Annotated in this window: 28 protein-coding genes; 22 read left to right on the top strand and 6 right to left on the bottom strand. The window is 58.3% G+C overall.

Annotation, left to right across the window (positions count from 1 at the left end):
• The first annotated feature begins 17 nt into the window (after positions 1-17).
• The 6 genes from PSH97_RS20605 (at position 18) to PSH97_RS20580 (ending at position 4,719) form a co-directional block, all read left to right on the top strand.
• The gene (locus PSH97_RS20605; protein ID WP_008014345.1) at positions 18-374 is read left to right on the top strand and encodes a PilZ domain-containing protein; all 357 of its coding nucleotides are present in this window, start codon (positions 18-20) and stop codon (positions 372-374) included.
• Positions 375-388: 14 nt separating this feature from the next.
• A complete protein-coding gene (locus PSH97_RS20600; RefSeq protein WP_305446486.1) occupies positions 389-1,180 on the top strand; it encodes a TatD family hydrolase in 792 nt (263 codons plus the stop codon).
• Between the two features lie 384 nt (positions 1,181-1,564).
• Complete coding sequence (locus PSH97_RS20595; protein ID WP_007942012.1) at positions 1,565-2,203, top strand: TetR/AcrR family transcriptional regulator; 639 nt, start codon at positions 1,565-1,567, stop codon at positions 2,201-2,203.
• Between the two features lie 139 nt (positions 2,204-2,342).
• Positions 2,343-3,311, top strand: coding sequence for a GTP 3',8-cyclase MoaA (locus PSH97_RS20590; RefSeq protein WP_305446485.1), 969 nt, complete (start codon positions 2,343-2,345; stop codon positions 3,309-3,311).
• A gap of 225 nt (positions 3,312-3,536) precedes the next feature.
• Entirely contained in the window at positions 3,537-4,142 is a 606-nt protein-coding gene (locus PSH97_RS20585; protein ID WP_305425736.1) for a DUF4823 domain-containing protein, read from the top strand.
• Between the two features lie 16 nt (positions 4,143-4,158).
• The gene (locus PSH97_RS20580; protein WP_008067797.1) at positions 4,159-4,719 is read left to right on the top strand and encodes a DUF1285 domain-containing protein; all 561 of its coding nucleotides are present in this window, start codon (positions 4,159-4,161) and stop codon (positions 4,717-4,719) included.
• A gap of 64 nt (positions 4,720-4,783) precedes the next feature.
• On the opposite strand, the gene PSH97_RS20575 is transcribed toward PSH97_RS20580, so the two are convergent.
• Positions 4,784-5,656 carry an esterase/lipase family protein gene (locus PSH97_RS20575; RefSeq protein WP_305449841.1) on the bottom strand — a complete coding sequence of 291 codons (873 nt, stop codon included), beginning with the start codon at positions 5,654-5,656 and terminating at the stop codon, positions 4,784-4,786.
• Between the two features lie 250 nt (positions 5,657-5,906).
• Here PSH97_RS20575 and PSH97_RS20570 point away from each other — a divergent pair, with 250 nt between their 5' ends.
• The 10 genes from PSH97_RS20570 to PSH97_RS20525 all read left to right on the top strand — a co-directional run bounded on the left by PSH97_RS20570 (position 5,907) and on the right by PSH97_RS20525 (position 16,900).
• Entirely contained in the window at positions 5,907-6,623 is a 717-nt protein-coding gene (locus PSH97_RS20570; protein ID WP_201205725.1) for a FadR/GntR family transcriptional regulator, read from the top strand.
• Positions 6,624-6,750: 127 nt separating this feature from the next.
• Positions 6,751-7,626, top strand: a complete 876-nt coding sequence (locus PSH97_RS20565; protein ID WP_305446484.1) for an SMP-30/gluconolactonase/LRE family protein — start codon at positions 6,751-6,753, stop codon at positions 7,624-7,626.
• 275 nt (positions 7,627-7,901) lie between these two features.
• Positions 7,902-8,720: an SDR family oxidoreductase gene (locus PSH97_RS20560; RefSeq protein WP_305446483.1), complete on the top strand. Its 819-nt coding sequence runs from the start codon at positions 7,902-7,904 to the stop codon at positions 8,718-8,720.
• Between the two features lie 131 nt (positions 8,721-8,851).
• Positions 8,852-9,856 carry a substrate-binding domain-containing protein gene (locus tag PSH97_RS20555; protein ID WP_008012080.1) on the top strand — a complete coding sequence of 335 codons (1,005 nt, stop codon included), beginning with the start codon at positions 8,852-8,854 and terminating at the stop codon, positions 9,854-9,856.
• A 66-nt stretch (positions 9,857-9,922) separates the two neighbouring features.
• Complete coding sequence (gene araG / locus PSH97_RS20550; protein WP_305446482.1) at positions 9,923-11,467, top strand: L-arabinose ABC transporter ATP-binding protein AraG; 1,545 nt, start codon at positions 9,923-9,925, stop codon at positions 11,465-11,467.
• Positions 11,468-11,476: 9 nt separating this feature from the next.
• A complete protein-coding gene (gene araH / locus PSH97_RS20545; RefSeq protein WP_123357792.1) occupies positions 11,477-12,445 on the top strand; it encodes an L-arabinose ABC transporter permease AraH in 969 nt (322 codons plus the stop codon).
• Between the two features lie 199 nt (positions 12,446-12,644).
• A complete protein-coding gene (locus PSH97_RS20540; RefSeq protein WP_305446481.1) occupies positions 12,645-13,358 on the top strand; it encodes a GntR family transcriptional regulator in 714 nt (237 codons plus the stop codon).
• Positions 13,355-14,353, top strand: a complete 999-nt coding sequence (locus tag PSH97_RS20535) for an ADP-ribosylglycohydrolase family protein (RefSeq protein ID WP_305446480.1) — start codon at positions 13,355-13,357, stop codon at positions 14,351-14,353. The genes PSH97_RS20540 and PSH97_RS20535 overlap by 4 nt, the downstream gene beginning before the upstream one ends.
• Positions 14,354-14,511: 158 nt before the next feature.
• Positions 14,512-15,978, top strand: coding sequence for a purine-cytosine permease family protein (locus PSH97_RS20530; protein WP_305446479.1), 1,467 nt, complete (start codon positions 14,512-14,514; stop codon positions 15,976-15,978).
• Positions 15,971-16,900 (top strand): PfkB family carbohydrate kinase, encoded by a 930-nt coding sequence (locus PSH97_RS20525; protein WP_305446478.1) that lies wholly within the window; start codon positions 15,971-15,973, stop codon positions 16,898-16,900. The genes PSH97_RS20530 and PSH97_RS20525 overlap by 8 nt, the downstream gene beginning before the upstream one ends.
• A gap of 115 nt (positions 16,901-17,015) precedes the next feature.
• Here the strand turns inward: PSH97_RS20525 and PSH97_RS20520 are convergent, their stop codons facing one another.
• From PSH97_RS20520 to PSH97_RS20500, 5 genes are all read right to left on the bottom strand, one after another.
• Positions 17,016-17,396 (bottom strand): Rho termination factor N-terminal domain-containing protein, encoded by a 381-nt coding sequence (locus PSH97_RS20520; RefSeq protein WP_050683264.1) that lies wholly within the window; start codon positions 17,394-17,396, stop codon positions 17,016-17,018.
• A gap of 89 nt (positions 17,397-17,485) precedes the next feature.
• Positions 17,486-17,740, bottom strand: coding sequence for a hypothetical protein (locus PSH97_RS20515; protein WP_305446477.1), 255 nt, complete (start codon positions 17,738-17,740; stop codon positions 17,486-17,488).
• Between the two features lie 55 nt (positions 17,741-17,795).
• Positions 17,796-18,098 (bottom strand): hypothetical protein, encoded by a 303-nt coding sequence (locus PSH97_RS20510; protein WP_305446476.1) that lies wholly within the window; start codon positions 18,096-18,098, stop codon positions 17,796-17,798.
• Between the two features lie 82 nt (positions 18,099-18,180).
• Entirely contained in the window at positions 18,181-19,386 is a 1,206-nt protein-coding gene (locus PSH97_RS20505; protein WP_305446475.1) for an MFS transporter, read from the bottom strand.
• A 111-nt stretch (positions 19,387-19,497) separates the two neighbouring features.
• Positions 19,498-20,151: an HD domain-containing protein gene (locus PSH97_RS20500; protein WP_305446474.1), complete on the bottom strand. Its 654-nt coding sequence runs from the start codon at positions 20,149-20,151 to the stop codon at positions 19,498-19,500.
• A gap of 330 nt (positions 20,152-20,481) precedes the next feature.
• Between PSH97_RS20500 and PSH97_RS20495 the strand changes: the two genes are divergently transcribed.
• From PSH97_RS20495 to PSH97_RS20470, 6 genes are all read left to right on the top strand, one after another.
• Positions 20,482-20,964, top strand: coding sequence for a GNAT family N-acetyltransferase (locus PSH97_RS20495; protein WP_007903931.1), 483 nt, complete (start codon positions 20,482-20,484; stop codon positions 20,962-20,964).
• A gap of 154 nt (positions 20,965-21,118) precedes the next feature.
• Positions 21,119-21,781: a hypothetical protein gene (locus tag PSH97_RS20490; RefSeq protein WP_305446473.1), complete on the top strand. Its 663-nt coding sequence runs from the start codon at positions 21,119-21,121 to the stop codon at positions 21,779-21,781.
• Entirely contained in the window at positions 21,778-22,272 is a 495-nt protein-coding gene (locus tag PSH97_RS20485; protein ID WP_305446472.1) for a PAAR domain-containing protein, read from the top strand. Before PSH97_RS20490 ends, PSH97_RS20485 begins: the two co-directional genes overlap by 4 nt.
• Positions 22,273-22,277: 5 nt before the next feature.
• Entirely contained in the window at positions 22,278-23,006 is a 729-nt protein-coding gene (locus PSH97_RS20480; RefSeq protein WP_305446471.1) for an alpha/beta hydrolase family protein, read from the top strand.
• Between the two features lies 1 nt (position 23,007).
• Positions 23,008-23,538, top strand: coding sequence for a hypothetical protein (locus PSH97_RS20475; protein WP_305446470.1), 531 nt, complete (start codon positions 23,008-23,010; stop codon positions 23,536-23,538).
• 92 nt (positions 23,539-23,630) lie between these two features.
• Positions 23,631-24,485 (top strand): hypothetical protein, encoded by an 855-nt coding sequence (locus PSH97_RS20470; RefSeq protein WP_305446469.1) that lies wholly within the window; start codon positions 23,631-23,633, stop codon positions 24,483-24,485.
• The last annotated feature ends 52 nt before the right edge of the window (positions 24,486-24,537 follow it).

Genomic DNA, 24,537 nt, shown 5'->3' with positions numbered 1-24,537 from the left:
AGACAGTGGAGGTCAGCATGAATGAACCCATCAGTCCGGGGCCACGCAATGGCATTTTGTCCTTGACCATCAAGGACAGGGCCGTGCTCTATGCGGCCTACATGCCGTTCATCAAGAACGGTGGCCTGTTTATCCCGACCAACAAAAGCTACAAGTTGGGCGATGAAGTCTTCATGCTGTTGCACCTGATGGATGAACCGGAAAAGATTCCGGTCGCCGGCAAGGTCACCTGGATCACCCCCAAAGGTGCCCAGGGCAACCGCGCCGCCGGGGTTGGCGTGCAATTCAACGAAGGCGACAATACCGCGCGCAGTCGAATCGAAACCCATCTGGCCGGAGCCCTGAAGTCCGACCGTCCCACTCATACGATGTAAGTTGCAGCCCTTTTATGCTCGTAGATTCCCATTGCCACCTTGATCGCCTCGACCTCACCGCCCACGACGGCTCCCTGGATGCCGCGCTCGATGCGGCCCGTGCGCGCGGGGTAGGGCACTTTCTGTGCATTGGCGTCAGCGCCGATAACGCCGCCGACGTCAAAGCCCTGGCCGAACGTTACGACGATGTCGACTGTTCGGTCGGCGTGCATCCGCTCGATGTGCAGCCGGGTGTCGCGCCGGCGCTGGATTGGCTGTTGCACGAACTCAATCATCCGCGGGTGGTGGCGATTGGTGAAACCGGCCTGGATTATCACTACGAGCCGGAGGCTGCAGCGTTGCAGCAGGAGTCGTTCCGCCTGCACCTGCAAGCGGCGCAACAGACCGGCAAACCGGTGATCATCCATACCCGTGGCGCACGGGCCGATACCCTGGAGCTGCTGCGCGAGGCGGCGCTGCCTCAGGCGGGCGTGCTGCATTGCTTCACCGAAGACTGGGAGATGGCCAAGGCTGCGCTGGACATGGGGTATTACATTTCCTTGTCCGGTATTGTCACTTTTCGCAATGCCGATGCCCTGCGGGATGTGGCCAGCAAGGTACCGGCTGACCGGTTGCTGGTGGAAACCGACTCACCGTATCTGGCGCCGATCCCTTATCGCGGCAAACCGAACCTGCCGCAATATGTGCGTGAGGTCGCGGAATTTCTGGCAATGTTGCGAGGTGAGTCCTACGAGCGATTTGCCGAGCAGACCACCGAGAATTTCAAGCGTTTGTTCCCGTTGGCGCACGTCAGGACATCGGTGTAACGGCAAAAGAGATCCCAGCCTTTGGGATTTTTTGGCCGCTGAATCGCAGGCAAAAAAAACCCGGGTTCTGGGGGGTGAATCCGGGTTAAGACCATTAGGAGTAAAACAAAGGCACACAATCCTTTGGTACCTTCATCGGCGCGACACTTGGGGGAGATGCCTCGCCGACAGTTGAAGTATTGATCAGTATTGCGCCGAGTCCAGTTTAGCTGGTCGGGTTTTTAAACAAATTTGGAATACGCGCGCTTCGGTTGAGTTCTCATCAACCGGCGAGGTGGCGCGAATTCATCAAGAAACACATATATGGTCGGATGATCCGTGCATTTTGGCGTAAGTTAGGCATAATACGCGGCTTCGAATTTTGACCCCTACAGACCTTTTCTTATGCATAAAGAACCTCGTAAGGTCCGTGAGTTTCGTCGCCGCGAGCAAGAAATTCTCGATACCGCGCTCAAGCTGTTCCTCGAACAAGGTGAAGACAGTGTCACCGTCGAGATGATTGCTGATGCCGTGGGTATCGGCAAAGGCACGATCTACAAGCACTTCAAATCCAAGGCGGAGATCTATCTGCGCCTGATGCTCGATTACGAGCGCGATTTGAACGAGTTGTTGCATTCGGCCGATGTCGATAAGGACAAGGAAGCCCTGTCGCGGGCCTACTTCGAATTCCGCATGCGTGATCCGCAACGCTATCGGTTGTTCGATCGCCTGGAAGAAAAGGTGGTCAAGGGCAATCAGGTGCCGGAGATGGTCGAGGAACTGCACAAGATCCGCGCCTCGAACTTCGAACGCCTGACCCTGCTGATCAAGGGCCGGATCAGCGAAGGCAAGCTCGAAGACGTTCCGCCTTACTTCCATTACTGCGCGGCCTGGGCGCTGGTGCACGGCGCCGTGGCGCTGTACCACTCGCCGTTCTGGAGCAACGTGCTGGAAGATCAGGAAGGTTTCTTCCAGTTCCTGATGGACATCGGCGTGCGCATGGGCAACAAGCGCAAGCGCGACACCGACACGCCGAGCAGCTGAACCATTCAGTTGCCTTATTGCGCCATGATTTAGCTACATGGCGCAGTACCGCAGGAATATACTCAGGCATAGGGCTTGCTAAAACTTGATTTGTGAGTCAAGTTTTGCGCGTTCGAATCTTCTTTCGCCGGAGTGATCCATGATCGTTGACCGTCAAGGCAGGCGTTTTCGCAATTTGCGGATCAGTCTGACCTCCGCCTGTAATTACGCTTGTACCTACTGCGTGCCCAATGGCAAGCGGCTGGTGGCTGCGCAGGATGAGTTGTCGGCGGAGGCCATGGCACGCGGTGTGGCCTATCTGATCGAGGCCGCGGGCATCGAGCGATTGCGCATTACCGGTGGCGAGCCACTGGTCAGTACCAAACTCGAAGCCTTCATGACTGCCGTCGGGCAGATGGGCCTGGCGGACATCAGCTTGACCACCAATGGTCAGTTGCTGGCGAAGAAACTGCCACTGCTGGTGGATGCCGGCATTCGGCGCATCAACGTTTCCCTAGATACTCTGGATGCCAGTGCTTTTCGCAGTATTGCGCGCGGCGGTGATCTGGCGACCGTCCTCGACGGCATGGACCAGGCCGCCGCGGCCGGCATGAAGATCAAGGTCAATATGGTGCCGCTGCGCGGGCAGAACCTCGATCAGGTGATGCCGTTGCTCGATTACTGCCTGGAGCGCGGCTACGAGTTGCGCTTCATCGAGTTGATGCGCATGGGCCACCTGGCCAGCGACTCCAACGCCTTCCTGCAGCAGTTCGTCAGCCTTCAGCAGTTGCTGAGCCTGATAGGCGAGCGCTACGAGTACCTTCAGGCCGATGCGCCGGTCGATGCCACGGCGGTGCGTTACCAGATTCCAGGGCTGGGCCACTTCGGCGTGATCGCCAACGAAAGCGTTCCGTTTTGCCGCACCTGTTCGCGTCTACGTTTGTCGTCCACTGGTTGGCTGCATGGCTGCCTGTCGTCAAGCAATCGCCACTATGTCGGCGACCTGCTGGACAAACCTCGTCACCAGGCGCTACCGGCGTTGCAGCGACTTCTGGTCAAAGCCTTGGGGGACAAGCAGGAAGTGGCGTTCTCCGGTGGCGCGACCATCATGAAAATCATTGGCGGCTGAACGCGATCTGTAGCAGCAGCCGAAGGCTGCGTTCGGCTGCGCAGCAGTCGTCAATGAGACTTCCCCTATCTTCCTGAATAACCGCAGTGCCTGACTTTACGACTGCTGCGCAGCCGAACGCAGTCTTCGGCAGCTGCTACAAAGATGATCCCAGCATGAGCTGGCGCGGAAGCTGCATCCCATGGCCATTCGCCGGTTTTCCGTCACCGGCCTCTGGAGGGTAGGATGCGTAGCCTGGTTTTGCTGCTGGCCGTTTTGGCGCTTGGTGGCTGCATGAATGTCAGCGATATGGCCGAAGGGACTCGCTACCACATGAGCGACGCGGGCCTGCTGGACCACAGCGACAGCCGTCGCGTGAATAACTTCCGCATACAGCCGGACTCATTCATCTACATCGCCCAAGGTGCGTTCGCGCCGCCGGGCAGTGCTTACCCTCGACCTAACGTGGTGGCCGAAGAAGCCTTCAACGGCTTTATCGAATATTTCCCGATGGTCCGCCGCGCTCGCGCGCCGGAAGGCCTCGACGCTGCCATGGGCGAAGCCCGTGCCGCCGGCGCCCATTACCTGCTTTACACCCGTTTCGCCAAGGCCGACGACCGCATCGGCAACTCGGACGAATGGCTCGACCAGGAACACGTGGATCGCCTCGGAATCGACAATGGCGTGATTCAGATCATGTTGATCGAGACCAGCACCCAGTATTTGATCGATACTGCACGTATCAAGAGTCGTGGCGGTTTACTGACGTTCCACGACAACAAGCCAGAAGACTTGCTGGGCCCGCCGCTGGAGCAATACGCTCGTAGCCTGCTGGGGCTCAGCGACCAGTAAATCAAAGGAGAACGCCATGAGTGGCCCGCAAAAAGCCAACGACCTGTTGGGGCAAATCCCCAAAACCAAAGGCTTGCCGCCGGTCCACTTGTGGAACCCCGACTTCTGCGGCGATATCGACATGCGCATCGCCCGCGACGGCACCTGGTATTACCTGGGCACGCCGATCGGGCGTAAGCCGATGGTCAAGTTGTTCTCCACCATCATTCGCCGCGACGGCGATGATTACTTCCTGATTACCCCGGTCGAAAAGGTGGGCATCAAGGTCGACGACGCGCCGTTCGTGGCGATTGCCGTGGAAGTCGAAGGCGAGGGTGAAGCCCAGGTCTTGCGCTTTACCACCAACGTCGATGAAACCGCCGATGCCGGCGCCGAGCACCCTATGCGCGTGGTGATTGATCCGGTTACTCAAGAGCCCGCGCCATACGTGCATGTGCGCACCAACCTTGAAGCACTGATTCACCGCAATGTGTTCTACCAATTGGTGGAGCTGGCGGTGAGTCGTGAAATCGACGGGCAGCGTTGGCTAGGCGTGTGGAGCGGTGGCGAATTCTTCCCTATCGGACTTGAGCCGTAACGCGCTGTGCTTCTGTGCTGTACAAAAAAACGGCCCGTTATTTCAATGGGCCGTTTTTTTTGGCTTACAAACCTTTGCTCTTGAGTCGCTCAGCATGTTCCAGGTAGAGCCTGACCGGGCTCACGTTCCAACTGTTGATCCCGGCCATCTGATTGACGGCGTCAAAATGGTCCATCGGGTAATCCGAACGAATCACTTTGCCCAGATGCGAGCTGTAGCGGCCGACCAGCCCATCATTGGCGCGCTTCTCTTTATAAAATAACTTCGACAGCACGACAGTGTTCAAATGGCTCGGGTCGAGTGGTTGCAGACTTTGGAAGTTCTGCACGATCCCGCTCCAGGAATAGTAATACACGCCGTTTTCAACTTCGTTGCCTTCCCCGCCCCAAACCTTTGGCAGCCCTTGCGGGTACTTGCGATTGAAGGCAGCCAATCCCGCGCTGGTCAGCGATTCGAAAGCCGATTCAGCGTCAATCGGGTTTTCCGGGTGACCGCTGATCAATGAGATGAAGGTGCCAACGGCGCCCAGCAGGGCCAGTACGAAGGCTTCGGGCAACTCTCCGGGCGTCAGCGCCTTATGCAATTGGTCGGCAATCTCGGAGCCATGATTGGGGCAACTGACCGAGGTGACCGACGCAACCTTGTCCGGGTGCAGGGCTGCTACGTAGCGTGCGGCCAAGGGGCCTTGGCTATGGCCGATCAGATTGACCTTGTCCGCTCCCGTTTCCAGCAAAATGCGGTTGACGTGTTCGAGCAGTTTTTCTCCGCGTTCCTCATTCCCGTTGACGGCTGGAATGTTGACGGCAAACACCTGAGCGCCAGCGCGTTCCAAGGCTTCTTCGATTTCAAAGAAGTAAGGATAACCGGCGATTTTATCGAAGCCGAAAAGACCGTGAACCAACACAATGGGGTATTTCGTAGACGCATCCATGTCCATGTTCATACCTATCAATAGCGGATTTGAAGGGGGACAGATCGCTGACGGCTTGATCTGCTGCGGCTAACCGTAGTTTACAAAGTGGATGGGATCAAAGCGCTTCGGGCAGGATTCGGACGAACAGCCATGTTCATGTTGGCAGGGCAGCTGAAAATCCAATTGACACCCAATCATATGATGATTAGCGTGGACACCCATCGCGAACACACTTTGTGTCGTTTGTTTTTGATCACCGGTCGACGAGGTGCCCATGTCCAGCAGTTTTCATGCGTCGACGGTCGACTGGCTGGGGTGCTGGATTGCTGCCGGCCAGGTCAAACCCGGCGAAACCATCAAGGTCGAAGCTGATCTGGGCGAGCAACTCGGTGTCAGCCGTACGGTCATCCGCGAAGCCATCAAAACCCTGGTCGCCAAAGGCATGCTCGAAGTCGGGCCGAAGGTCGGCACACGCGTATTGCCGGTACGGCGCTGGAACCTCTTCGATCCACAAGTCGTCGGCTGGCTGTCGCGCAGCGGCTTGCCGGAAAACTTCGTCGACGACTTGCTCGACCTGCGCCGCACCATCGAACCCATGGCGGTGCGCTGGGCCTGCGAGCGGGCGACGGTGGAACAGGTGCAAGCCATACTCCAGGCCTACAACGCGCTGGAACGGGCAGTGGACAGCGGCATCGATTACAACCGCGCCGACCAGTTCTTTCACGAGTGCATTCTCGCCGCCAGCCACAATCAGTTCATCGAACAAATGGTCCCGGCCCTCGGCGCGTTGCTGGCAGTGTCTTTCGAAGTGTCTGCCGCCGACCCGGACGAACTGCGCCGAACCTTGCCCATCCACAAAGACATGGCCGACGCCATCGCCGCCCGGGATGCCGCACGGGGTGTTTGGGCGTGCATGACCCTGATCGATAACGCGGACCTGGCGATCAAACGCTTCTACCCCCAAGTCATGGCCGACAAGAAGGCCAGCTAATCAGACGAACTCTGTGGGAGCGGACTTGCTCGCGAAGGCGATGTGCCAGGCGACAGAGATGGTGAATGTCACGGCCTCTTCGCGAGCGAGCCCGCTCCCACATAAAAGCAAAAAGACAGGAGGTTTCATGACGTGGACTGCGGTTACCGGACACCGTGCGCAACTCGGCGAAGGCCCGTTCTGGGATGCTCCGACCCAGGCGCTGTATTGGGTAGATATCGCCGGTAAACAAGCGCTCCGGCTGATCGGCGCCAATGTGGACATCTGGCAGATGCCGGAGCCCGTGTCCGCGTTCATTCCCTGCGAAAGCGGTGATGCCCTGGTGACATTGAGCAGTGGGGTTTATCGATTGGATCTGGATTCTCCAGGCCTGGAACCTCGGCTGACCTTGTTCTGCGTCGCCGATCCGCAACCCGGCAATCGCCCCAACGAAGCCCGCTGTGATGCCCAAGGCCGGCTCTGGCTGGGCACCATGCAAAACAACATCGGTGAGCAGGGCGAAGATTTGCCCGTCGTGCGCCGCTCGGGTGGCCTGTTTCGCATCGACCGCGATGCTAGGGTCACGCCGCTGCTTCGAGGAATAGGTATTCCTAACACGTTGCTGTGGAGCGATGACGGCACGACCCTGTATTTCGCCGACAGCCTCGACAAAACGCTTTATCGGCATTTCATCCATGCCGACGGCAACCTGGACACCGCCTATGTCTGGTTCGGCCCCCACGAACGTGGTGGCCCCGACGGCTCGGCGATGGATGCCGAAGGCTATATATGGAACGCCCGCTGGGATGGCAGTTGTCTGCTTAGACTGAACCCGGACGGTTATGTTGATCGGGTAATCGAACTGCCGGTCAGCCGTCCCACCAGTTGCGTGTTCGGTGGTGAAGACCTCAAAACCCTGTACATCACCAGCGCCGCAAGCCCGCTCAATCATCCGTTGGACGGCGCGCTGTTATCGATTCGAGTGGATGTGCCCGGAAAAACCTGTCAGAGATTTGCTGGGTAAATCCCAAAATATGGGATGTAAAATTATATATTGAGATTATTTAGTGGTCGGGTTTATAGTCGGCCCCCATCAGTTACACGCACTCACACTTAAAAAAAACAAAACAGGTGAAGTGATGCAGCGATATTCCACCGCACTCCCTTGCGGAGTCAGTGCTTCAGGCCGCCTCGGCGCCCGGGCGTTTTCGCGCCTGCCTGCCTATTCCCAACAGCTTTTTGACCGGACATCGACAGATGCCCGGTTTTCGTCGTGCCTTCGAACAGGAGTGTTGATCCATGGCTGAACCTCTTTCCTTGCCTCCGGTGCCCGAACCGCCCAAGGGTGAGCGGCTGAAAAATAAAGTCGTGCTGCTGACCGGTGCTGCTCAGGGTATCGGCGAGGCGATTGTCGCAACCTTCGCCTCTCAGCAGGCCAAGCTGATCATCAGTGATATCCAGGTCGAGAAAGTCGAAAAAGTCGCGGCGCATTGGCGTGACCAGGGCGCGGATGTCGTGGCGGTCAAGGCCGACGTGTCGCGCCAGCAAGACCTGCACGCCATGGCCAGATTGGCCATCGAACTTCACGGCCGGATCGACGTGCTGGTCAACTGCGCCGGGGTCAACGTGTTCCGCGACCCGCTGGAAATGACCGAAGAAGACTGGCATCGCTGCTTCGCCATCGACCTGGACGGCGCCTGGTATGGCTGTAAAGCCGTGTTGCCGCAAATGATCGAGCAGGGCATCGGCAGCATCATCAACATCGCCTCGACCCATTCCACTCACATCATTCCCGGCTGCTTCCCGTACCCAGTGGCCAAGCATGGCTTGCTCGGGCTGACCCGCGCCTTGGGCATCGAATATGCGCCCAAAGGCATTCGCGTCAACGCCATCGCGCCGGGCTACATCGAAACCCAACTGAACGTCGATTACTGGAACGGTTTTGCCGACCCCCATGCCGAACGTCAACGGGCCTTCGACCTGCATCCACCGCGGCGTATCGGTCAGCCGATTGAAGTGGCGATGACCGCTGTGTTCCTGGCCAGCGATGAAGCGCCGTTCATTAACGCTTCATGCATCACCATCGATGGTGGGCGCTCGGTCATGTACCACGACTGAATAACTTGGGTTTCAGACGCGAAACTACGTCTGAAATCCAATCATCATACGATATGACTATTGGCTGCATGCTTCGACTGCTGTATTGGCTTTCAAATAACGCTCAAAAAAAAATAACAAGGAGTCAGCTTATGAAACGTCGTCGTGGGATCCGTTCCCTGTGCTGTGCCGCTTTGGCGGTCACCGCGGTCAGCCTCAGCAGTACATTGCTGGCGGCCGAGGAAGTGAAGATCGGTTTTCTGGTCAAGCAAGCGGAAGAGCCCTGGTTCCAGACCGAATGGGCCTTCGCCGAAAAGGCCGGCAAGGACAAGGGCTTCACCGTCATCAAGATCGCCGTGCCTGACGGCGAGAAAACCCTCTCGGCCATCGACAGCCTGGCGGCTAACGGCGCCAAGGGCTTCGTGATCTGCCCGCCGGACGTCTCCCTCGGCCCGGCAATCATGGCCAAGGCCAAGCTCAACGGTTTGAAAGTGATCGCTGTCGATGACCGTTTCGTCGATGCCGGCGGCAAGTTCATGGAGGACGTGCCGTACCTCGGCATGGCCGCCTTCGAAGTCGGCCAGAAGCAGGGCGCCGCCATGGCCGCCGAAGCGAAAAAACGCGGCTGGGACTGGAAAGACACCTACGCGGTGATCAACACCTACAACGAACTCGATACCGGTAAGAAACGCACTGACGGTTCTGTCAAAGCGCTGGAAGACGCCGGGATGCCGAAAGACCACATCCTCTTCTCGGCGCTGAAAACCCTCGACGTACCGGGCAGCATGGACGCCACCAACTCGGCCTTGGTGAAGCTGCCGGGTGCGGCGAAAAACCTGATCATCGGCGGCATGAACGACAACACCGTGCTGGGCGGCGTGCGCGCCACCGAAAGCGCCGGTTTTGCCGCGGCCAACGTGATCGGCATCGGCATCAACGGCACCGATGCCATCGGCGAACTGAAGAAACCCAACAGCGGCTTCTTCGGCTCGATGCTGCCGAGCCCGCACATCGAGGGCTACAACACCGCGAGCATGATGTACGAGTGGGTCACCACCGGCAAAGAACCGCCTAAATACACCGCGATGGACGACGTGACGCTGATCACGCGCGACAACTTCAAGCAGGAACTGGAAAAGATCGGCCTGTGGAACTGAGGCGCGGTTGATTTCATCGGCAGCCCTGGCGACGGGGTTGCCTGACCGGTGTGATGAGGTGGGTTTATGCACGCACACGTACAAACAGATCAACAGCGCATTGGCGGCAGCCTGCGCTTCAACGGGATCGGCAAAACCTTTCCCGGGGTGAAGGCGCTGGACGGCATCAGCTTCGTCGCCCATCCGGGGCAGGTTCACGCCTTGATGGGCGAGAACGGCGCCGGTAAGTCCACGCTGCTGAAAATCCTTGGCGGTGCTTACACGCCGAGCAGCGGCGATCTGCAAATCGGCGAGCAGAAGAGGGTTTTCAAGTCCACCGCCGACAGCATTGGCAGCGGGGTCGCGGTGATCCATCAGGAGTTGCACCTGGTGCCGGAAATGACCGTCGCCGAGAACCTGTTTCTCGGCCATCTGCCGGCGAGTTTCGGCCTGATCAATCGCAGCGTTTTGCGGCAACAGGCATTGGCCTGCCTCAAAGGCCTGGCCGATGAAATCGACCCGCAAGAGAAAGTCGGGCGCTTGTCCCTCGGCCAGCGGCAACTGGTGGAAATCGCCAAGGCGTTGTCCCGTGGCGCGCATGTGATTGCATTCGACGAACCCACCAGCAGCCTGTCGGCGCGGGAAATCGATCGTTTGATGGCGATCATCGGGCGCCTGCGTGACGAAGGCAAAGTGGTGCTTTACGTCTCTCATCGCATGGAAGAAGTATTCCGTATCTGCAACGCGGTGACGGTGTTCAAGGACGGTCGCTTCGTGCGCACTTTCGAGGACATGAGCACGCTGACCCATGACCAGTTGGTGACGTGCATGGTCGGTCGCGACATCCAGGACATCTACGATTACCGCAGCCGTCCGCGCGGCGCAGTGGCGCTCAAAGTCGACAGATTACTGGGGCCGGGCTTGCGTGAACCGGTGAGTTTCGAGGTGCACAAGGGCGAGATTCTCGGGCTGTTCGGCCTGGTCGGGGCGGGGCGCACCGAACTGTTCCGGATGCTCAGCGGGCTGACGCGCAACACCGCCGGGCGCCTTGAGCTGCGCGGTCGTGAACTGAAACTGCGTTCGCCACGCGATGCCATTGCGGCTGGGATTCTGTTGTGTCCCGAGGACCGCAAGAAGGAGGGCATCCTGCCGCTCGCGAGCGTTGCCGAGAATATCAACATCAGCGCACGCGGTGCTCATTCCACGTTCGGCTGCCTGTTGCGCGGCCTGTGGGAAAAGGGCAACGCCGACAAGCAGATCAAGGCGCTGAAGGTGAAGACGCCCAACGCCGCGCAGAAAATCATGTACCTGTCTGGCGGCAATCAGCAGAAGGCGATTCTCGGTCGCTGGCTGTCGATGCCGATGAAAGTCCTGCTGCTCGACGAGCCCACTCGTGGCATCGACATTGGGGCAAAAGCCGAGATCTACCAGATCATCCATAACCTGGCGGCCAGCGGCATCGCGGTGATTGTGGTGTCCAGCGACCTGATGGAAGTCATGGGCATTTCCGACCGCATCCTGGTGCTCTGCGAAGGCGCGATGCGCGGCGAACTGACCCGCGAACAAGCCAATGAATCCAACCTGCTGCAACTGGCGTTGCCACGCCAACGCGCTGCCGACGTGGCGAACTGAGAGGTGACTATGACCATCCAAAACAACGCTTTGCCAACCCCGCGCAAACCTCTGGACCTGCGGCGCTTTCTCGATGACTGGGTGATGCTGCTGGCGGCTGTCGGGATCTTCGTGCTCTGCACCTTGCTGATCGACAACTTCCTGTCACCACTGAACATGCGTGGTCTGGGCCTGGCGATTTCCACTACCGGGATTGCCGCGTGCACCATGTTGTATTGCCTGGCGTCCGGGCATTTCGACTTGTCGGTGGGCTCGGTGATTGCCTGCGCCGGCGTAGTCGCGGCAGTGGTGATGCGCGACACCGACAGCGTGTTCCTCGGCGTGAGTGCGGCGCTGGTGATGGGGCTGATTGTCGGGCTGATCAACGGCATCGTGATCGCCAAGCTCCGGGTCAATGCGTTGATCACTACGCTGGCGACCATGCAGATTGTGCGTGGCCTGGCTTACATTTTCGCCAACGGCAAAGCGGTGGGCGTTTCGCAGGAACAGTTCTTCGTCTTCGGTAACGGCCAGTTGTTCGGGGTGCCGGTGCCGATTCTGATCACCATCGTCTGCTTCCTGTTTTTCGGCTGGTTGCTGAATTACACCACCTACGGGCGCAACACCATGGCCATCGGCGGTAACCAGGAAGCAGCGTTGCTGGCCGGGGTCAACGTTGACCGGACCAAGATCATCATCTTCGCCGTGCACGGTGTGATCGGTGCGTTGGCCGGGGTAATTCTGGCGTCGCGCATGACGTCCGGTCAGCCGATGATTGGCCAGGGTTTCGAACTGACGGTGATCTCGGCCTGCGTGCTCGGCGGGGTATCGCTGAGTGGCGGGATCGGGATGATTCGGCATGTGATTGCCGGGGTGCTGATTTTGGCGATCATCGAGAATGCGATGAACCTGAAGAATATCGATACGTTTTATCAGTACGTGATTCGCGGTTCGATCTTGCTGCTGGCGGTGGTGATCGACCGACTGAAACAACGCTGATTTTCCCTTGTGGGAGCGGGGTGTCACCGATCGTTCCCACACTCTGCGTGGGAATGCAGCCCGGGACGCTCCGCGTCCATTGAGGCATTCCCACGCGGAGCATGGGAACGATCATTTGGAGGATCCTTCACCCACTTTCACAAAATATCCCTTGCTCGCCCCAACCCCTTTCAGCTATGACGGTACACCCGAGGTGTACATGATTAGACCGCTACGAATTGACAAGAAACAACAGGTGCTCGACGAGCTCGTCCGGCGCATCGAAAACGGCCTCATGGAGGACGGCGTTCTATTGCCGGGCGAACATCGGTTGGCTCAAGAATTCAAGGTCAGCCGTGGCACGTTGCGTGAAGCCCTGGCCGAACTGAAACGGCGCCAGGACATCGCTTCGCAAAGCGGAGTGGGGTCCATCGTCACGTTCGACGGTGTGGTGCTCGATCAGCGCAGCGGCTGGGCCCAGGCGTTGGCCGACAATGGGGCGCTGATCAATACCGAAGTGCTGCGGCTGGAGGCGGTCACCCGTCCTGACCTGCTACCACGTTTCGGCACCGATCAGTTCATCACGCTCGACCGTCGCCGCCGTGGCACCGATGGCACGCTGGTGTCCCTTGAACGTTCATTGATGCCCGCCACCGGAGACCTGGAAGGCCTGCCGCGAGTCGGTCTGATCGATGACTCCCTGACCATCACGTTGGCCGCCTACGGCTATATCGGCGACCACGGGGATCAGTGGATCGGCGCCGAACCCTTGAATGCCGAAGACGCCGAATTGCTCGGGCGCCCGGAGGGTACGGTATTCCTCAAGGCCCTGCGCACCACTTACGACCGCCAGAACCGCTTCATGGAACAGGTCGAAAGCCTGCTCGATCCGGTGCATTTTCGTCTGCACCTGCAAATTGGAACTTCAAAATGACCGCGCTCGACCGTGCCCTCGGCGCGTTCTATGGACTGGCCCTGGGCGATGCGCTGGGCATGCCCACCCAATCCCTGAGCCGCGCCGAAATCAAGGCGCGCTTTGGCGAGATCACCGATCTGCAAGACGCTGGCCCGGATCAACCAATCGCCGCAAACATGCCCAAAGGCTCGATCACTGACGATACCGAACAGGCGATCCTGGTCGGTCAGTTATTGATTCAAGGCGAGGGCTGGATCGAACCGGCGGCGCTGGCCCAGCGCTTGATCGAATGGGAAGCCGCGATGCAAGCCAAGGGCTCGCAGGATTTGCTCGGCCCCTCGACCAAACGCGCGATCGAGATGATCCTCGCCGGCCACTCGCTGGAAGAGGCAGGTCGCCACGGCACCACCAATGGCGCGGCGATGCGCATCACGCCGGTGGGGATTGCGGCCGACGTTGCCGATCCCGAACGTTTCATCCGCGCCGTGGTGCAAGCCTGTCAGGTGACCCACAACACCACGCTGGGAATTGCGAGTGCGGCGGCGGTGGCGGCGGTGGTTTCTGCCGGGATCAACGGCATGGACCTGGGCGAGGCATTGGACCTCGGCCAGCAGATCGCTCAGCAAGCCGAACATCATGGGCACTGGGTCGCTGGCGGACGTATCGCCTCGCGCATCAGTTGGGCGTGGAGCATCAGCGTCGACAGCGACAAGGCGTTGCTGGCGGACTTGTTGTACGACGTGATCGGCACGTCGGTGGCCTCGCAGGAGTCGGTGGTGGTGTCGTTTGCGCTGGCTCGGCAAGTGGCTATCGGGCAGATGACGGCTTTCGAAGCGTTGTGCATGGCTGCCAGTTTGGGCGGAGATACCGACACCATCGCGGCGATTCTCGGCGCCATGCTTGGGGCCTGTCTGGGGCTTGAGAGTTGGCCGGTGGCGATGATCGAGCAGGTTAAAGCGGTAAATGATTTGCAGCTGGAACCGTTGGTGCAGGGGCTGTTGGCCTTGCGTTGACTGTACTGAAGCCATCGCGGGCAAGCCCGCGATAGGCGCACCGCATATTTGAATTTTTCATCCGCAATGGAGCGCACTGATATGGCCAGGACCGCCGGAAAGTTATGTCAACTTCCGAATTGCCCACAATCACAACAATGGCAACAGGAGCAGTTTTCATGAGTTCATCGAACACCGGGCAAAGTGCCGGGCAATTGGAAACCCGTGGTATCGAGCCGGTGCCGGAAGGGGAGTGCAATGGTCATCCGCAGCAACTGTTCTGGGTCTGGTTCGCGGCTAACATTTCCATTCTCGGCTTGCCGTTGGGCGCCACGCTGGTGGCCTTCCGTGGCTTGGCGATCTGGCAGGCGATCATCGTCGCCATTCTCGGTGCCGCCGGCTCTTTCGCGGTGGTCGGGATCATCTCCATCGCCGGTTGCCGTGGTCGCGCACCGAGCCTGACGTTGTCGCGAGCTATCTTCGGCGTACGCGGCAACATCGGCCCGACCCTGGTCTCGCTGATGTCGCGTCTGGGTTGGGAAACCGTCAACACCACCACCGCCGCATTCGTCTTGCTGTCGCTGTGCTCGATTCTGTTCGGTTCGCCGGTGGAAGCCAAAAGCGCGCCGCTGCTGACCCTGGTGTTCATCGCGATTTTTGTGCTGCTGACGTTGTCGGTGTCCGGCCTCGGTCACGCCACGTTGCTGCTGATCCAGAGATGGGCGACTTACGTGTTCGGTGCACTGAATATCCTGGTCGGCGGTTTCCTTTGCGCGACCATCGACTGGAGCGCCGTATTCAATGCGACGCCCGCGCCCCTGAGCGCAATGATCATCGGCATCGGCACCATGGCCGCCGGCACCGGGATCGGTTGGGCCAACGCCGGTGCCGACATGTCGCGCTACCAGCACCGCAGTGTCAAAGCCGTGCGTCTGGTGGCGTCGGCGGCGTTCGGTGCGGGGATTCCGCTGGTGCTGCTGATCACCCTCGGCGGCCTGCTGTCAGTGGGCAACCATGATCTGGCCTCGGCCACTGACCCGATCGTTGCGATCCGCGACATGCTGCCGACCTGGATGGCCGTGCCGTACCTGATTACCGCGTTCGGCGGGCTGCTGCTGTCGAACAACCTGTCGGTGTACTCCGCCGGTTTGACCACGCTGACCCTCGGCCTGAAGGTCAAGCGCGTCTATGCGGTGGTGCTCGATATCATTGCGATTTTCGCCGGTTCGATCTACTTCATGCTGATCGCCGAGAGCTTTTACGGCCCGTTCATCACCTTCATTTCCTTGCTGGCCGTGCCGATCACGGCGTGGGTCGGAATCTTCGTGGTCGATCTGATTCACCGGCATTACTACAGCCCCAAAGACCTGCTGGACGTCAGCCCGAGCAGCGCCTACTGGTATCGCGGCGGCGTCGAGTGGCGCGCCTTCGGTGCATGGGCGCTGGCGATTGTGCTGGGTTTCAGCTTCACCACCATTGGCACCACCGAGCAAGATGTCTGGTTCCGCGGCTTTTTGTCCGACTCCTGGCTGGGCCACAACGGCCTGGGCTGGATCGTGACGTTCCTGGTGGCCGGTGGCATTTATTGGGTACTCGGCGGTGCCAAGGATCGCCGCACTGCGTTGATCGAGCCGGCTCATGCCTAAAATGCTGCACACCGGCCAAGTCATGATCGACCTGGTCATGGCCGTGGATAAACTGCCTCAATCGGGCGGTGACGTGCTGGCGCACTCCGCCCGTTTCGAGGCTGGCGGTGGCTTCAATGTGATGGCCGCGGCCCGGCGCAACGGCTTGCCAGTGGTCTACCTCGGCGGCCACGGCAAGGGCCGTTTCGGCGACATGGCCCGAGAGGCGATGACGGCTGAAGGCATTCGGATCGGCATCGATCAGAGCACCGAGCGCGACACCGGGCTGTGCGTCGCGCTGACCGAAGCCTCGGCCGAGCGCACGTTCATTTCCTGCATCGGTGCCGAAGGCGAATTGACCGCCGAAGACCTGGCGAGTGTGCCGGCCGAGGCGGGCGATTTTGTCTATGTCAGCGGCTATAGCCTGCTGCATGGCGGCAAGGCTCAGGCGCTGGTGGACTGGGTACTGGATTTGCCGGACAGGATCAAGGTGGTATTCGATCCGGGGCCGTTGGTGGATTCACCGGACGCGCCACTGATGAAGGCCTTGTTGCAGCGCATCGATCTGTGGACCAGCAACCGTGTCGAGGCGCTGCGGTTTACCGGGGCGACGGACATCGGCGAGGCATTGCATCGATTGGCGGATCATCTGTCCTCCGAGGTGTTGACGGTGGTTCGCGATGGGCCACAAGGGTGCTGGATCAGCCAGCGTGGCGATCACCAACATGTGCCGGGATTCAAGGTCGAGGCGGTGGACAGCAATGGCGCGGGGGATGCTCACGCGGGCGTTTTTGTCGCCGGGTTGGCGCACGGATTATCGGCGGCCGAAGCGGCGCGGCGGGCGAATGCGGCGGCGGCATTGGCGGTCACTCGCTGGGGGCCGGCGACTTCGCCGGGGGCGGTGGAGGTGGATGCGTTGATCCGCGAGACTTTCGGCGCCTGATCTACCGCTATCACGGGCAAGCCCGCTCCCACATGGGTTTGTGTCGTTAACAAGTCCCCTGTGGGAGCAGGCTTGCCCGCGATGAGGCCCTCAAGTTCACCCTCAATCCTGACCTTTAACCCGCCTTGCGCAACGCCTCGATCAACTCCTGCTTGCGCATGCTCGAGCGCCCTGGAATCTTCTTCGCCCGGGCTTCTTTCATCAGGCTATCCACCGTCTGCGTATCGCGCGAAGCCTTGCTGTTGCGCGGCTTGCCTTCACGGGTGGCCACCGCACGTCGGGCTGATTCCTTGCGATCTGCAGACTTGGCGCTGGCCGGCTTCTTGCGCCCGGAACCGCCGGCGCGTTCACCTCCACCGGACTGCTTGTTCACCGTGGCCCAGGCGCGAGCTTCGGCTTCATCTTTCGACACGCCTTTGTGCTCGTAGCTTTCTTCGATGTGTTCGGCCTTGCGTTTCTGCTCGGCGGTGTATTTGTCTTTGCTTCCACGAGGCATGGGATTTCTCCTAGTTGTAGGAGCCTGCGATCCTTGCTTTTCAAACACTCACAGGCAAAAGATCGCAAACTGCTGTAGCGCCTACTCGGTTAGACATCCAGCTTGCGCGCCGCCTCAACCCCAGCGGCGCTGAGTTTGATCGGCAGGTTCAGCGAGTGCTCGCCGGCTTCGTTGCAGGTCACATGACCGTGCTGGATCAGCCCGCGTTCCTGCAGAGTGGCGAGGGTGCTGGCCACGACTCTCTCCCCCCGGTAATTGTCCAGAACCTCCTTGCCCAAACCATTTGGGTGGGCGTGCAGCAGGCGGGTCAGGACTTCTTTTTCCAGGATTTTATCGACGTTCATGGTTACCTCTTTGTCAGGATGGGTAGGAATTGCATGTTCCCTAGCATCGGCGAACTTATTGACTGACGCTACGGCCTTCGGAGCCCGAGCCACCGGTGGTGGTTTTCGAGCCGACGCTGGTTCCGGCGTTGTCGGGTGTCTGGGTCATGCCGCCCTGACGACTCGCGTCGTCGTGATAAACCCGCGGGTCTGTGGCCGTCGGAGAAGGCGACCGGCCGCTGTCGATGCCTTGGGTGGCCGCAGATTTGGGCCTTTCGACTGGATCGGTCGGGTCGGTCCCGGAAGAGGTGGTCGCGGCGAACGCGACAGAGGCGAGCAATGTGGTGAGAGCGAGGGCGGTCAGTCGGGATGTGATCATGGTGTGGTCTCCGTTGATTAGAGTCCTTACCCGATATTGGTCCTTCCTGACCTGAATTGGTGCCTGATGAACGACGAATGGTCTAGGCCTGCTGCAACGTTTTGATCCTGCTGACGTGACGCCAGAACAACCGACCTACGGTGATCAGCCAGTTCAGCAGGGCAACCGTCAGTACCGTGAGCAACAATGTCACCATCCCGTGTTCGACGATGATTCTCCCGGCCAGCAACGGAAAGCCGAATACGCCGACGAAGTAGGACAGGCTGAACAACAGCAAGGACTGTGAGGTAGTGCCGGCCGGCGCTTCATTCGCCGCCAGGCCATTGATCACCGAATACGTCAGCCCATAACCCACCCCGAGCATCATCGCCGCCAGCATGTAGCTGAACCCATCATCGACCACATAACCGAACATCAGGATCGAAACCATCATCAGGCCCGACAACAGGCAGGAGGTACGCAATGGATCGCGTTTGACCACCAACCCGGCAATCAACATCCGGCTGCTGATCGCCGCGCCCATGAAGCCAAAAAAGAACAGAGAATAATCAAGTGAGCGGGACGCCGCGTAACTGGTTTGAAAACTCGAAAGACCACCGAATACACAGCCGCCGAGGCCGACCATGATGATCGGGAACACGGCTCTGGAGGACAACACCCGAGCCGTTGCGTGCCAGGATATTCGGGCGACTGCCGCTGATGCCGAGGGCGTTTTCTTGAGCTGGACATCCAGCCGCCAGAACAGCAAAGCACCGATCAGGCTGGCCAGCGCCGCGAGGTAAAACGCTGCCGTCACCGGATACCCGAGAGCACTGGCAGCGCGGCCCAACAATGGACCGCTACCGATCCCGGTCATCATGCTGCCCGACAGCAGCGCAAAGTATCTGGCTCGGTGCGCAGGCGTCACCAGGCTCGCGACGATGATCGGTCCGAGCGTATAGAAAACGCCCCAGCCCAACCCTAGCATCAGTCCAAAAAACAGCAGCAGATTGCCAAAGCCTGGCGTCAAGGCAAATCCCAGGCTGGCGACCACCAGCAAGAGGCTGAACAGTGCAATGGAGCGCGCCGCGCCGAGCAGGTCGGACAAGTGACCGGAGACAATCACTGCCACAAAGGTGCTGAGCATCGCCGCCGAAATCACGCTGCCGGCATCGAGTTCGTTGCCGCCACGAGAGCCGATCAGCAGCGACAGTAAAAAAGTCGAGCCATAGGACAACGACAGCAAATAGCTGGCGAGGCAGAACAGGCTGAACAACCTGCTTGAGACGGGTGGCGCGGCGGTAGACATGAGTCGTTCCTTGACCTGATAAAAGTGAATGTCATCTATCTATCACGCAAGGTACCGATGATAGGTCTGTGGTTACCGATTTCAGGGTTAGTGGAGGCCGGAGTAATGCTTTCAGCAGACGCCGATTTCTTCCTTGAACAGCTCCATGAAACCCTTCAGGCGTTCGTGGCGAATCTGTGCCAGACGTTGACCGGTGGTCGTTTGGAAACCGTCCGCCAAGTGCAGCAACTTGGTCTGGAAATGATCGAGGCAAAAGCGCTTGTCGTCGTAGTCCCGTTCTTTTGCCTCTGGGTCCAAAGGGTCATACAACGCACTGCCCATGCGCCCGGCAATGTAGAAAGTACGCGCCACGCCGAGCATGCCAAGGGAATCGAGGCGGTCGGCGTCCTGGATGATTTTCGCTTCGAGGGTGATGGGCGTGATGTTGGCGCTGAAGCTATGGGCTTCGATGGCGTGGACGACCGCAGTGGTTTTTGCGCCAGGCCAATCCATGGCTATCAGAACTGTCGACGCTTTCTGTGCCGCCAGCCGTGAGGCCTGTGAGCGCAGCGGCGAGTTTTTCTCCACCGCCACGCAATCGTGCAACAGCACGGCTGCCAGCAGCACCTCAAGATCACCGCCTTCTTCGGCATGAAGCGTGCGCACGTTGCGCCACACCCGCTGCAAGTGCGACAGGTCATGGGCGCCATCCTCGCCAGGTTCCAGCGCGTGGGGCAGCAGTTCACAAGCCAGAGTGTGCAGCGGCGCGAAAGTGGCGTTGGTCATAAAAGTCCTTTTGTGGGAAACGCTTTGGCGAAGGAGTTTGCCTTAATGCCTGTAGCAGCTGCCGAGCCTGCGAGGCTGCGTTCGGCTGCGCAGCAGTCGTGAATCCGACTGACGCGGTCTGCCTGACGTACTGCAATCTCTGGTTTTACGACTGCTGCGCTGCCGAACGCAGCCTCGCACGCTCGGCAGCTGCTACAAGGAGTGCGTCGCAGCTGAAATCTTCTTAACTCATCGACATTAGCTACAAAAGCCCCTCACCACCATTTCTCATGTGACGAGCGCCGCACGCGGACTTAGTATGGCGTTTTCAATTTTTGACAAGGCACGTCCATGACGATCGAAATCCGCCCGGCAACCCCCAGCGATGCTCCGCAAATCCTCGCGTTTATCACTGAACTGGCGGACTTCGAACGTGCCCGCCACGAAGTCATCGCCAGCGTCGCCGACATCGAGCGCAGCCTGTTCAGCGAAGGCGCCACCGCTCATGGCCTGATCTGCCTGCGCGATGGCTTGCCGATCGGCTTTGCGGTGTTCTTTTTCAGCTATTCCACCTGGCTGGGCAGCAATTGCCTGTACCTCGAAGACCTCTACATCACGCCCGAACAACGGGGCGGCGGCGCCGGTAAAACCTTGCTGCGCCACCTGGCGAAAATCGCCTGCGCCAATGACTGCGGCCGTTTCGAATGGAGCGTGCTGGACTGGAACAAACCGGCGATCGAATTCTATAAATCCCTCGGTGCACAGCCGCAGGAGGAGTGGGTGCGGTATCGGATGGATGGGGCGGTTTTGCGTGAGTTTGCCGAGGGACGTTGATGGCTGGTGGCTATCTGACATGAATTGGTTGTTCGCACCGCTCTAGTCCGGCATTCTGTGCGCCCTTTGCGCGCTCACGGACGACACCTGCAATGCTTTTGGCACTCTTTCTCCACGCCCGTGGAGCCTTCGCCGCGTCAATGAGTGACCGGCGATGAGCGGACTTCGGGCGACTCTGCGTTTGTATGGCCTGGTGAAAAACCTCGGCTCCACGGACGACCGCCATCGCCAGTCGGTGGACATCCTTTGCACCCTCAACCGCGCGGGCGGTAAGGCGATCCGGGCGTTTGTTTCGCGTCTGGACGCCGAGTTGATGACGCGCAGTCGCGGTCTTGAGGAGTACCGTGTCATACCGCTTCGCACGTTCGATCCGAATCCTTTTATCCAGGAACATCAGGGCTGGCTGACGCTGCACGTCTGCTGTGGCTTCGTTGCCCTGGCGGATCAATCGTTATTGAACGACGGCGCGCTGTTGCCCATGGGCTGGTACGTCTATTCCGACATTGGCCAATGGACCGCAGAGCATTACATCGACTTTGGCCCGCAGATGGCCGGTCTGCTGCAGACGTCCTATGACCGGATCGGCCTGTGCGACTACAACACGGCGCTCAACGACCTCGACGGTGTCTCGGATGCAGATCTGAAATGGCAAGTCGCCGAGGCCTGGCAAACCCTTCACAACGTTTCATCCCCCGATCGCCATGACGATTGCCACGCGCTATTCGACCCGGTCGATAACTGCTGGTGCTTCGCCGCGACCGACATCGATATCTATCAGCCTCACCCTGAATCTCATAAGCAAGGAGCTTTGACTTGAGTGGAAAACCCGCTGCGCGCGTCACCGACCCGACTGCATGCCCGTTGCCGGGCCATGGCACCAACCCGATCGTGTCCGGCTCCCCGGACGTGTTCTTCGACAGCCTCGCCGCCGCCCGCATGACAGACAAATCCGCTTGCGGCAGCCCGATCACCGGCGCCGTGTCTGGCACGGTATTTATCAATGGCCTCAACGCTGCAACGCTCGACAGTACGGGCGGCCATGGCAACGTGGTGGTTGGTGGCTCTGGCACGGTAATTATTGGCCAGAGTGGCGGAGGGGCGGCGTTTAGTGGGTTGCTGCCGATGCCGGTGCATTTCAATGATCGGATGCAGGTTATTAATGAAGCGACAGGGGAGCCCATTCCTAATCATCCTTACGCCATTCAACGCGGAGACGGACGTGTGGAGCATGGCATCACGAATGAGGCGGGGTTTACCCATATGGTGAGCTCGCATGTTCCCGAAACCATTAAATTGTTCGTGGAGTAACAGGGATGGAAGTTGATAATCCTGCGCTGAAAGATTGCAAGACGTTGGCGGTGACTCACGATTTGACTTGTAAAACGGACCAGGCCACAAAACAGGCGCAGGTAAAAGTTAAAAAGGTCGTGGTGTTCTTCATTGGAGGCGCCGGGGACAAAGAGCAGTATTACCAAGATGTGCCGCCGCATGGGAACGTAACGTTCGCACAGCGCCAGTTATTGGCCCGTTTTACCGAGAAGCAACAAAATAAAGTTGTATCGGTGTATTTAAGTTATAAAGATGTTCGTGGTGATAAAGATATTCAGAAGTATGTTTTGCGGCACTTGGGAGGTGATAAGTCGGTTTATATCAGTGTTGTTGGTCATAGCTTGGGAGGTTGGAATGGCGCCCACCTATCAACGTTGCTGAAGGATAATGGTTACACCGTAAAAACTTTGGTGACGCTTGATCCCGTCGGTGGAGGGGCAGGAGTATGGATGATTTCCGATATCTACTTTACGACGCCAAAACCCAGTGCAGAGTATTGGGTCAATATACTGGCTTCGCCAAAAACTCCAGACATCTCCGATGACGTGGCCGACACAGGTGAACGCTGGATCATGACCTCAGGCCCGAACATCAATGTGCCGGTCGATACTAATCACCGCTCCGCCGGTGTTATGTTCCGAGCGAAAATTCAGGGTGACCAATCGGCGTGTGACCTTGTTTACGAACGTATGACTAGGTATTTGGAGTCGTAAAATGAAAGTGCTGTTTACAATTCTGGCAATTGTGTTGTGTGTGTCCTGCGCAAAGCCCCCGGTTTTACCTTCCGCTGATATTCGCTTCATTTCCATTAGTAATATGGGTAACAGTGCTTTGTTCGATGTTCGTTTTAGTTCGAAGACAGATTTGTTGAGCTTTTTCAAGGATAATACGGGAGAAGGGCAGTTGGGCGAAGCGTTGATCTGTTCGCTGGATAAAATACCGGATTTTGTAAACTGGCAAGATGTTGTACGCTCTGTTCAAGGTGAAATAACCGAAATTGATAATGCTGATGCCGAAAGTGGGCATGTCTATTTAGCTAGTATGTTTGTTACGCAGACAAAGGATGTAGGTGTCTCGAGTAATTTTATATCGACAGAAGGGCTGTTGACTATTCTGGAAAAGCGAGACTCTGTACTTTGTAAGTTTTTCACCTCGGCTTATTCCTATGGGCCTTATTACTCGAACGTTATGAATATCCCTGCCTCGGAATTTATACGCGTCGTTAAGCAAAAGCGTGGATTATGAGTTCGCCTGCTTTGAAGTTGCTGTTAATTATAGGTTTTTTATTGTGTGCTTCGTGTCTGCGGCTTAACGTTCCACCTGCAAGAATCGAGTTCGTGTCGATCAATCACGAGATATATTCGAGTTATAACCTGCGCTTTACATCGGACAGAGACCTCATTCACCTGTATGAGGTGCATGGCCGACGCGGGCAAATTGGCACTAGCATCCATTGCTCGCTGGATGGTGATCTGGACTTTTCCGTTGAACATCAAATTGCACTTGAGGCCTATGGTGGCGTTGATGATATGCGCTTGATTGAAGGTGATCGACGCTATGAGTTAAGCGCCAACATCCGGTTTCAGAACAACTCGCTCAATGACGGTATCAACTGGATCAGACCGGTGGAGCTGATTCAGATCCTGAAGCCCAAAGATTACGTACTCTGCAAAGTCGTCATCACTGCGTTTCCTTTCAAGGCCTATTACTCGAAAGTGATGTACATCCCTGTATCGCGGATTATTGCTCAGGTGCAAAATCCGCGAGTTGCGCCCGGACGTGTATCGCTCAAACCCGCAGATCGTCCACTTTCGTGGCTGCAGTTTGAGCCGGTTTGTATCGTCCGGTGGCGTTATGAAGCGGCACCGGCCTATGACCAGATCGGCAGCATTGGATTATGCAGTGATGGGCCCTATGCAGGGATGTTGGCTTCATTCGCACCTCACAACATGAAGCTACGTCTGGTGAAACAACGAGATCAAATGCCCAAGCCTTTAACGGCTTACGCCATCGTGCGAGGTGATGGTCGTCGAGAGTCCGGTATCTCCGCTGAGAATGGCGATACCCATCGAGTAGGCTCACTGGAATCAGAGGCGCTGGGGATTTATGTCGAAGAAGGAGTTGGGGCGGTGGAGCGATGGACGCCTCAAATAGATGAATCCCTATATATGGGAAGCAAAATTACATATTGAGATTTTCCGTCTGAGAGGTCTATAGTCCAGCTCACTCACTGCCAAAAAACAA

It is taken from the genome of Pseudomonas cucumis (genome assembly GCF_030687935.1).
Taxonomy (GTDB): Bacteria; Pseudomonadota; Gammaproteobacteria; order Pseudomonadales; family Pseudomonadaceae; genus Aquipseudomonas; species Aquipseudomonas cucumis.
This window is presented reverse-complemented; position numbering and strand designations above follow the sequence as displayed.

Bases quoted from the DNA above. Each gene is read 5' to 3' on its own strand.
- PSH97_RS20540 (WP_305446481.1), top strand. From the start codon at position 12,645: ATGATTAGACCGCTACGAATTGACAAGAAACAACAGGTGCTCGACGAG.
- PSH97_RS20515 (WP_305446477.1), bottom strand. From the start codon at position 17,740: ATGAACGTCGATAAAATCCTGGAAAAAGAAGTCCTGACCCGCCTGCTG.
- PSH97_RS20575 (WP_305449841.1), bottom strand. From the start codon at position 5,656: ATGGACATGGATGCGTCTACGAAATACCCCATTGTGTTGGTTCACGGT.
- PSH97_RS20525 (WP_305446478.1), top strand. From the start codon at position 15,971: ATGCCTAAAATGCTGCACACCGGCCAAGTCATGATCGACCTGGTCATG.
- PSH97_RS20520 (WP_050683264.1), bottom strand. From the start codon at position 17,396: ATGCCTCGTGGAAGCAAAGACAAATACACCGCCGAGCAGAAACGCAAG.
- PSH97_RS20590 (WP_305446485.1), top strand. From the start codon at position 2,343: ATGATCGTTGACCGTCAAGGCAGGCGTTTTCGCAATTTGCGGATCAGT.
- PSH97_RS20535 (WP_305446480.1), top strand. From the start codon at position 13,355: ATGACCGCGCTCGACCGTGCCCTCGGCGCGTTCTATGGACTGGCCCTG.
- PSH97_RS20570 (WP_201205725.1), top strand. From the start codon at position 5,907: ATGTCCAGCAGTTTTCATGCGTCGACGGTCGACTGGCTGGGGTGCTGG.
- PSH97_RS20490 (WP_305446473.1), top strand. From the start codon at position 21,119: ATGAGCGGACTTCGGGCGACTCTGCGTTTGTATGGCCTGGTGAAAAAC.
- PSH97_RS20510 (WP_305446476.1), bottom strand. From the start codon at position 18,098: ATGATCACATCCCGACTGACCGCCCTCGCTCTCACCACATTGCTCGCC.
- PSH97_RS20595 (WP_007942012.1), top strand. From the start codon at position 1,565: ATGCATAAAGAACCTCGTAAGGTCCGTGAGTTTCGTCGCCGCGAGCAA.
- PSH97_RS20580 (WP_008067797.1), top strand. From the start codon at position 4,159: ATGAGTGGCCCGCAAAAAGCCAACGACCTGTTGGGGCAAATCCCCAAA.
- PSH97_RS20530 (WP_305446479.1), top strand. From the start codon at position 14,512: ATGAGTTCATCGAACACCGGGCAAAGTGCCGGGCAATTGGAAACCCGT.
- araG (WP_305446482.1), top strand. From the start codon at position 9,923: ATGCACGCACACGTACAAACAGATCAACAGCGCATTGGCGGCAGCCTG.
- PSH97_RS20505 (WP_305446475.1), bottom strand. From the start codon at position 19,386: ATGTCTACCGCCGCGCCACCCGTCTCAAGCAGGTTGTTCAGCCTGTTC.
- PSH97_RS20585 (WP_305425736.1), top strand. From the start codon at position 3,537: ATGCGTAGCCTGGTTTTGCTGCTGGCCGTTTTGGCGCTTGGTGGCTGC.
- PSH97_RS20500 (WP_305446474.1), bottom strand. From the start codon at position 20,151: ATGACCAACGCCACTTTCGCGCCGCTGCACACTCTGGCTTGTGAACTG.
- PSH97_RS20555 (WP_008012080.1), top strand. From the start codon at position 8,852: ATGAAACGTCGTCGTGGGATCCGTTCCCTGTGCTGTGCCGCTTTGGCG.
- PSH97_RS20600 (WP_305446486.1), top strand. From the start codon at position 389: ATGCTCGTAGATTCCCATTGCCACCTTGATCGCCTCGACCTCACCGCC.
- PSH97_RS20475 (WP_305446470.1), top strand. From the start codon at position 23,008: ATGAAAGTGCTGTTTACAATTCTGGCAATTGTGTTGTGTGTGTCCTGC.
- PSH97_RS20480 (WP_305446471.1), top strand. From the start codon at position 22,278: ATGGAAGTTGATAATCCTGCGCTGAAAGATTGCAAGACGTTGGCGGTG.
- PSH97_RS20565 (WP_305446484.1), top strand. From the start codon at position 6,751: ATGACGTGGACTGCGGTTACCGGACACCGTGCGCAACTCGGCGAAGGC.
- PSH97_RS20560 (WP_305446483.1), top strand. From the start codon at position 7,902: ATGGCTGAACCTCTTTCCTTGCCTCCGGTGCCCGAACCGCCCAAGGGT.
- PSH97_RS20605 (WP_008014345.1), top strand. From the start codon at position 18: ATGAATGAACCCATCAGTCCGGGGCCACGCAATGGCATTTTGTCCTTG.
- araH (WP_123357792.1), top strand. From the start codon at position 11,477: ATGACCATCCAAAACAACGCTTTGCCAACCCCGCGCAAACCTCTGGAC.
- PSH97_RS20495 (WP_007903931.1), top strand. From the start codon at position 20,482: ATGACGATCGAAATCCGCCCGGCAACCCCCAGCGATGCTCCGCAAATC.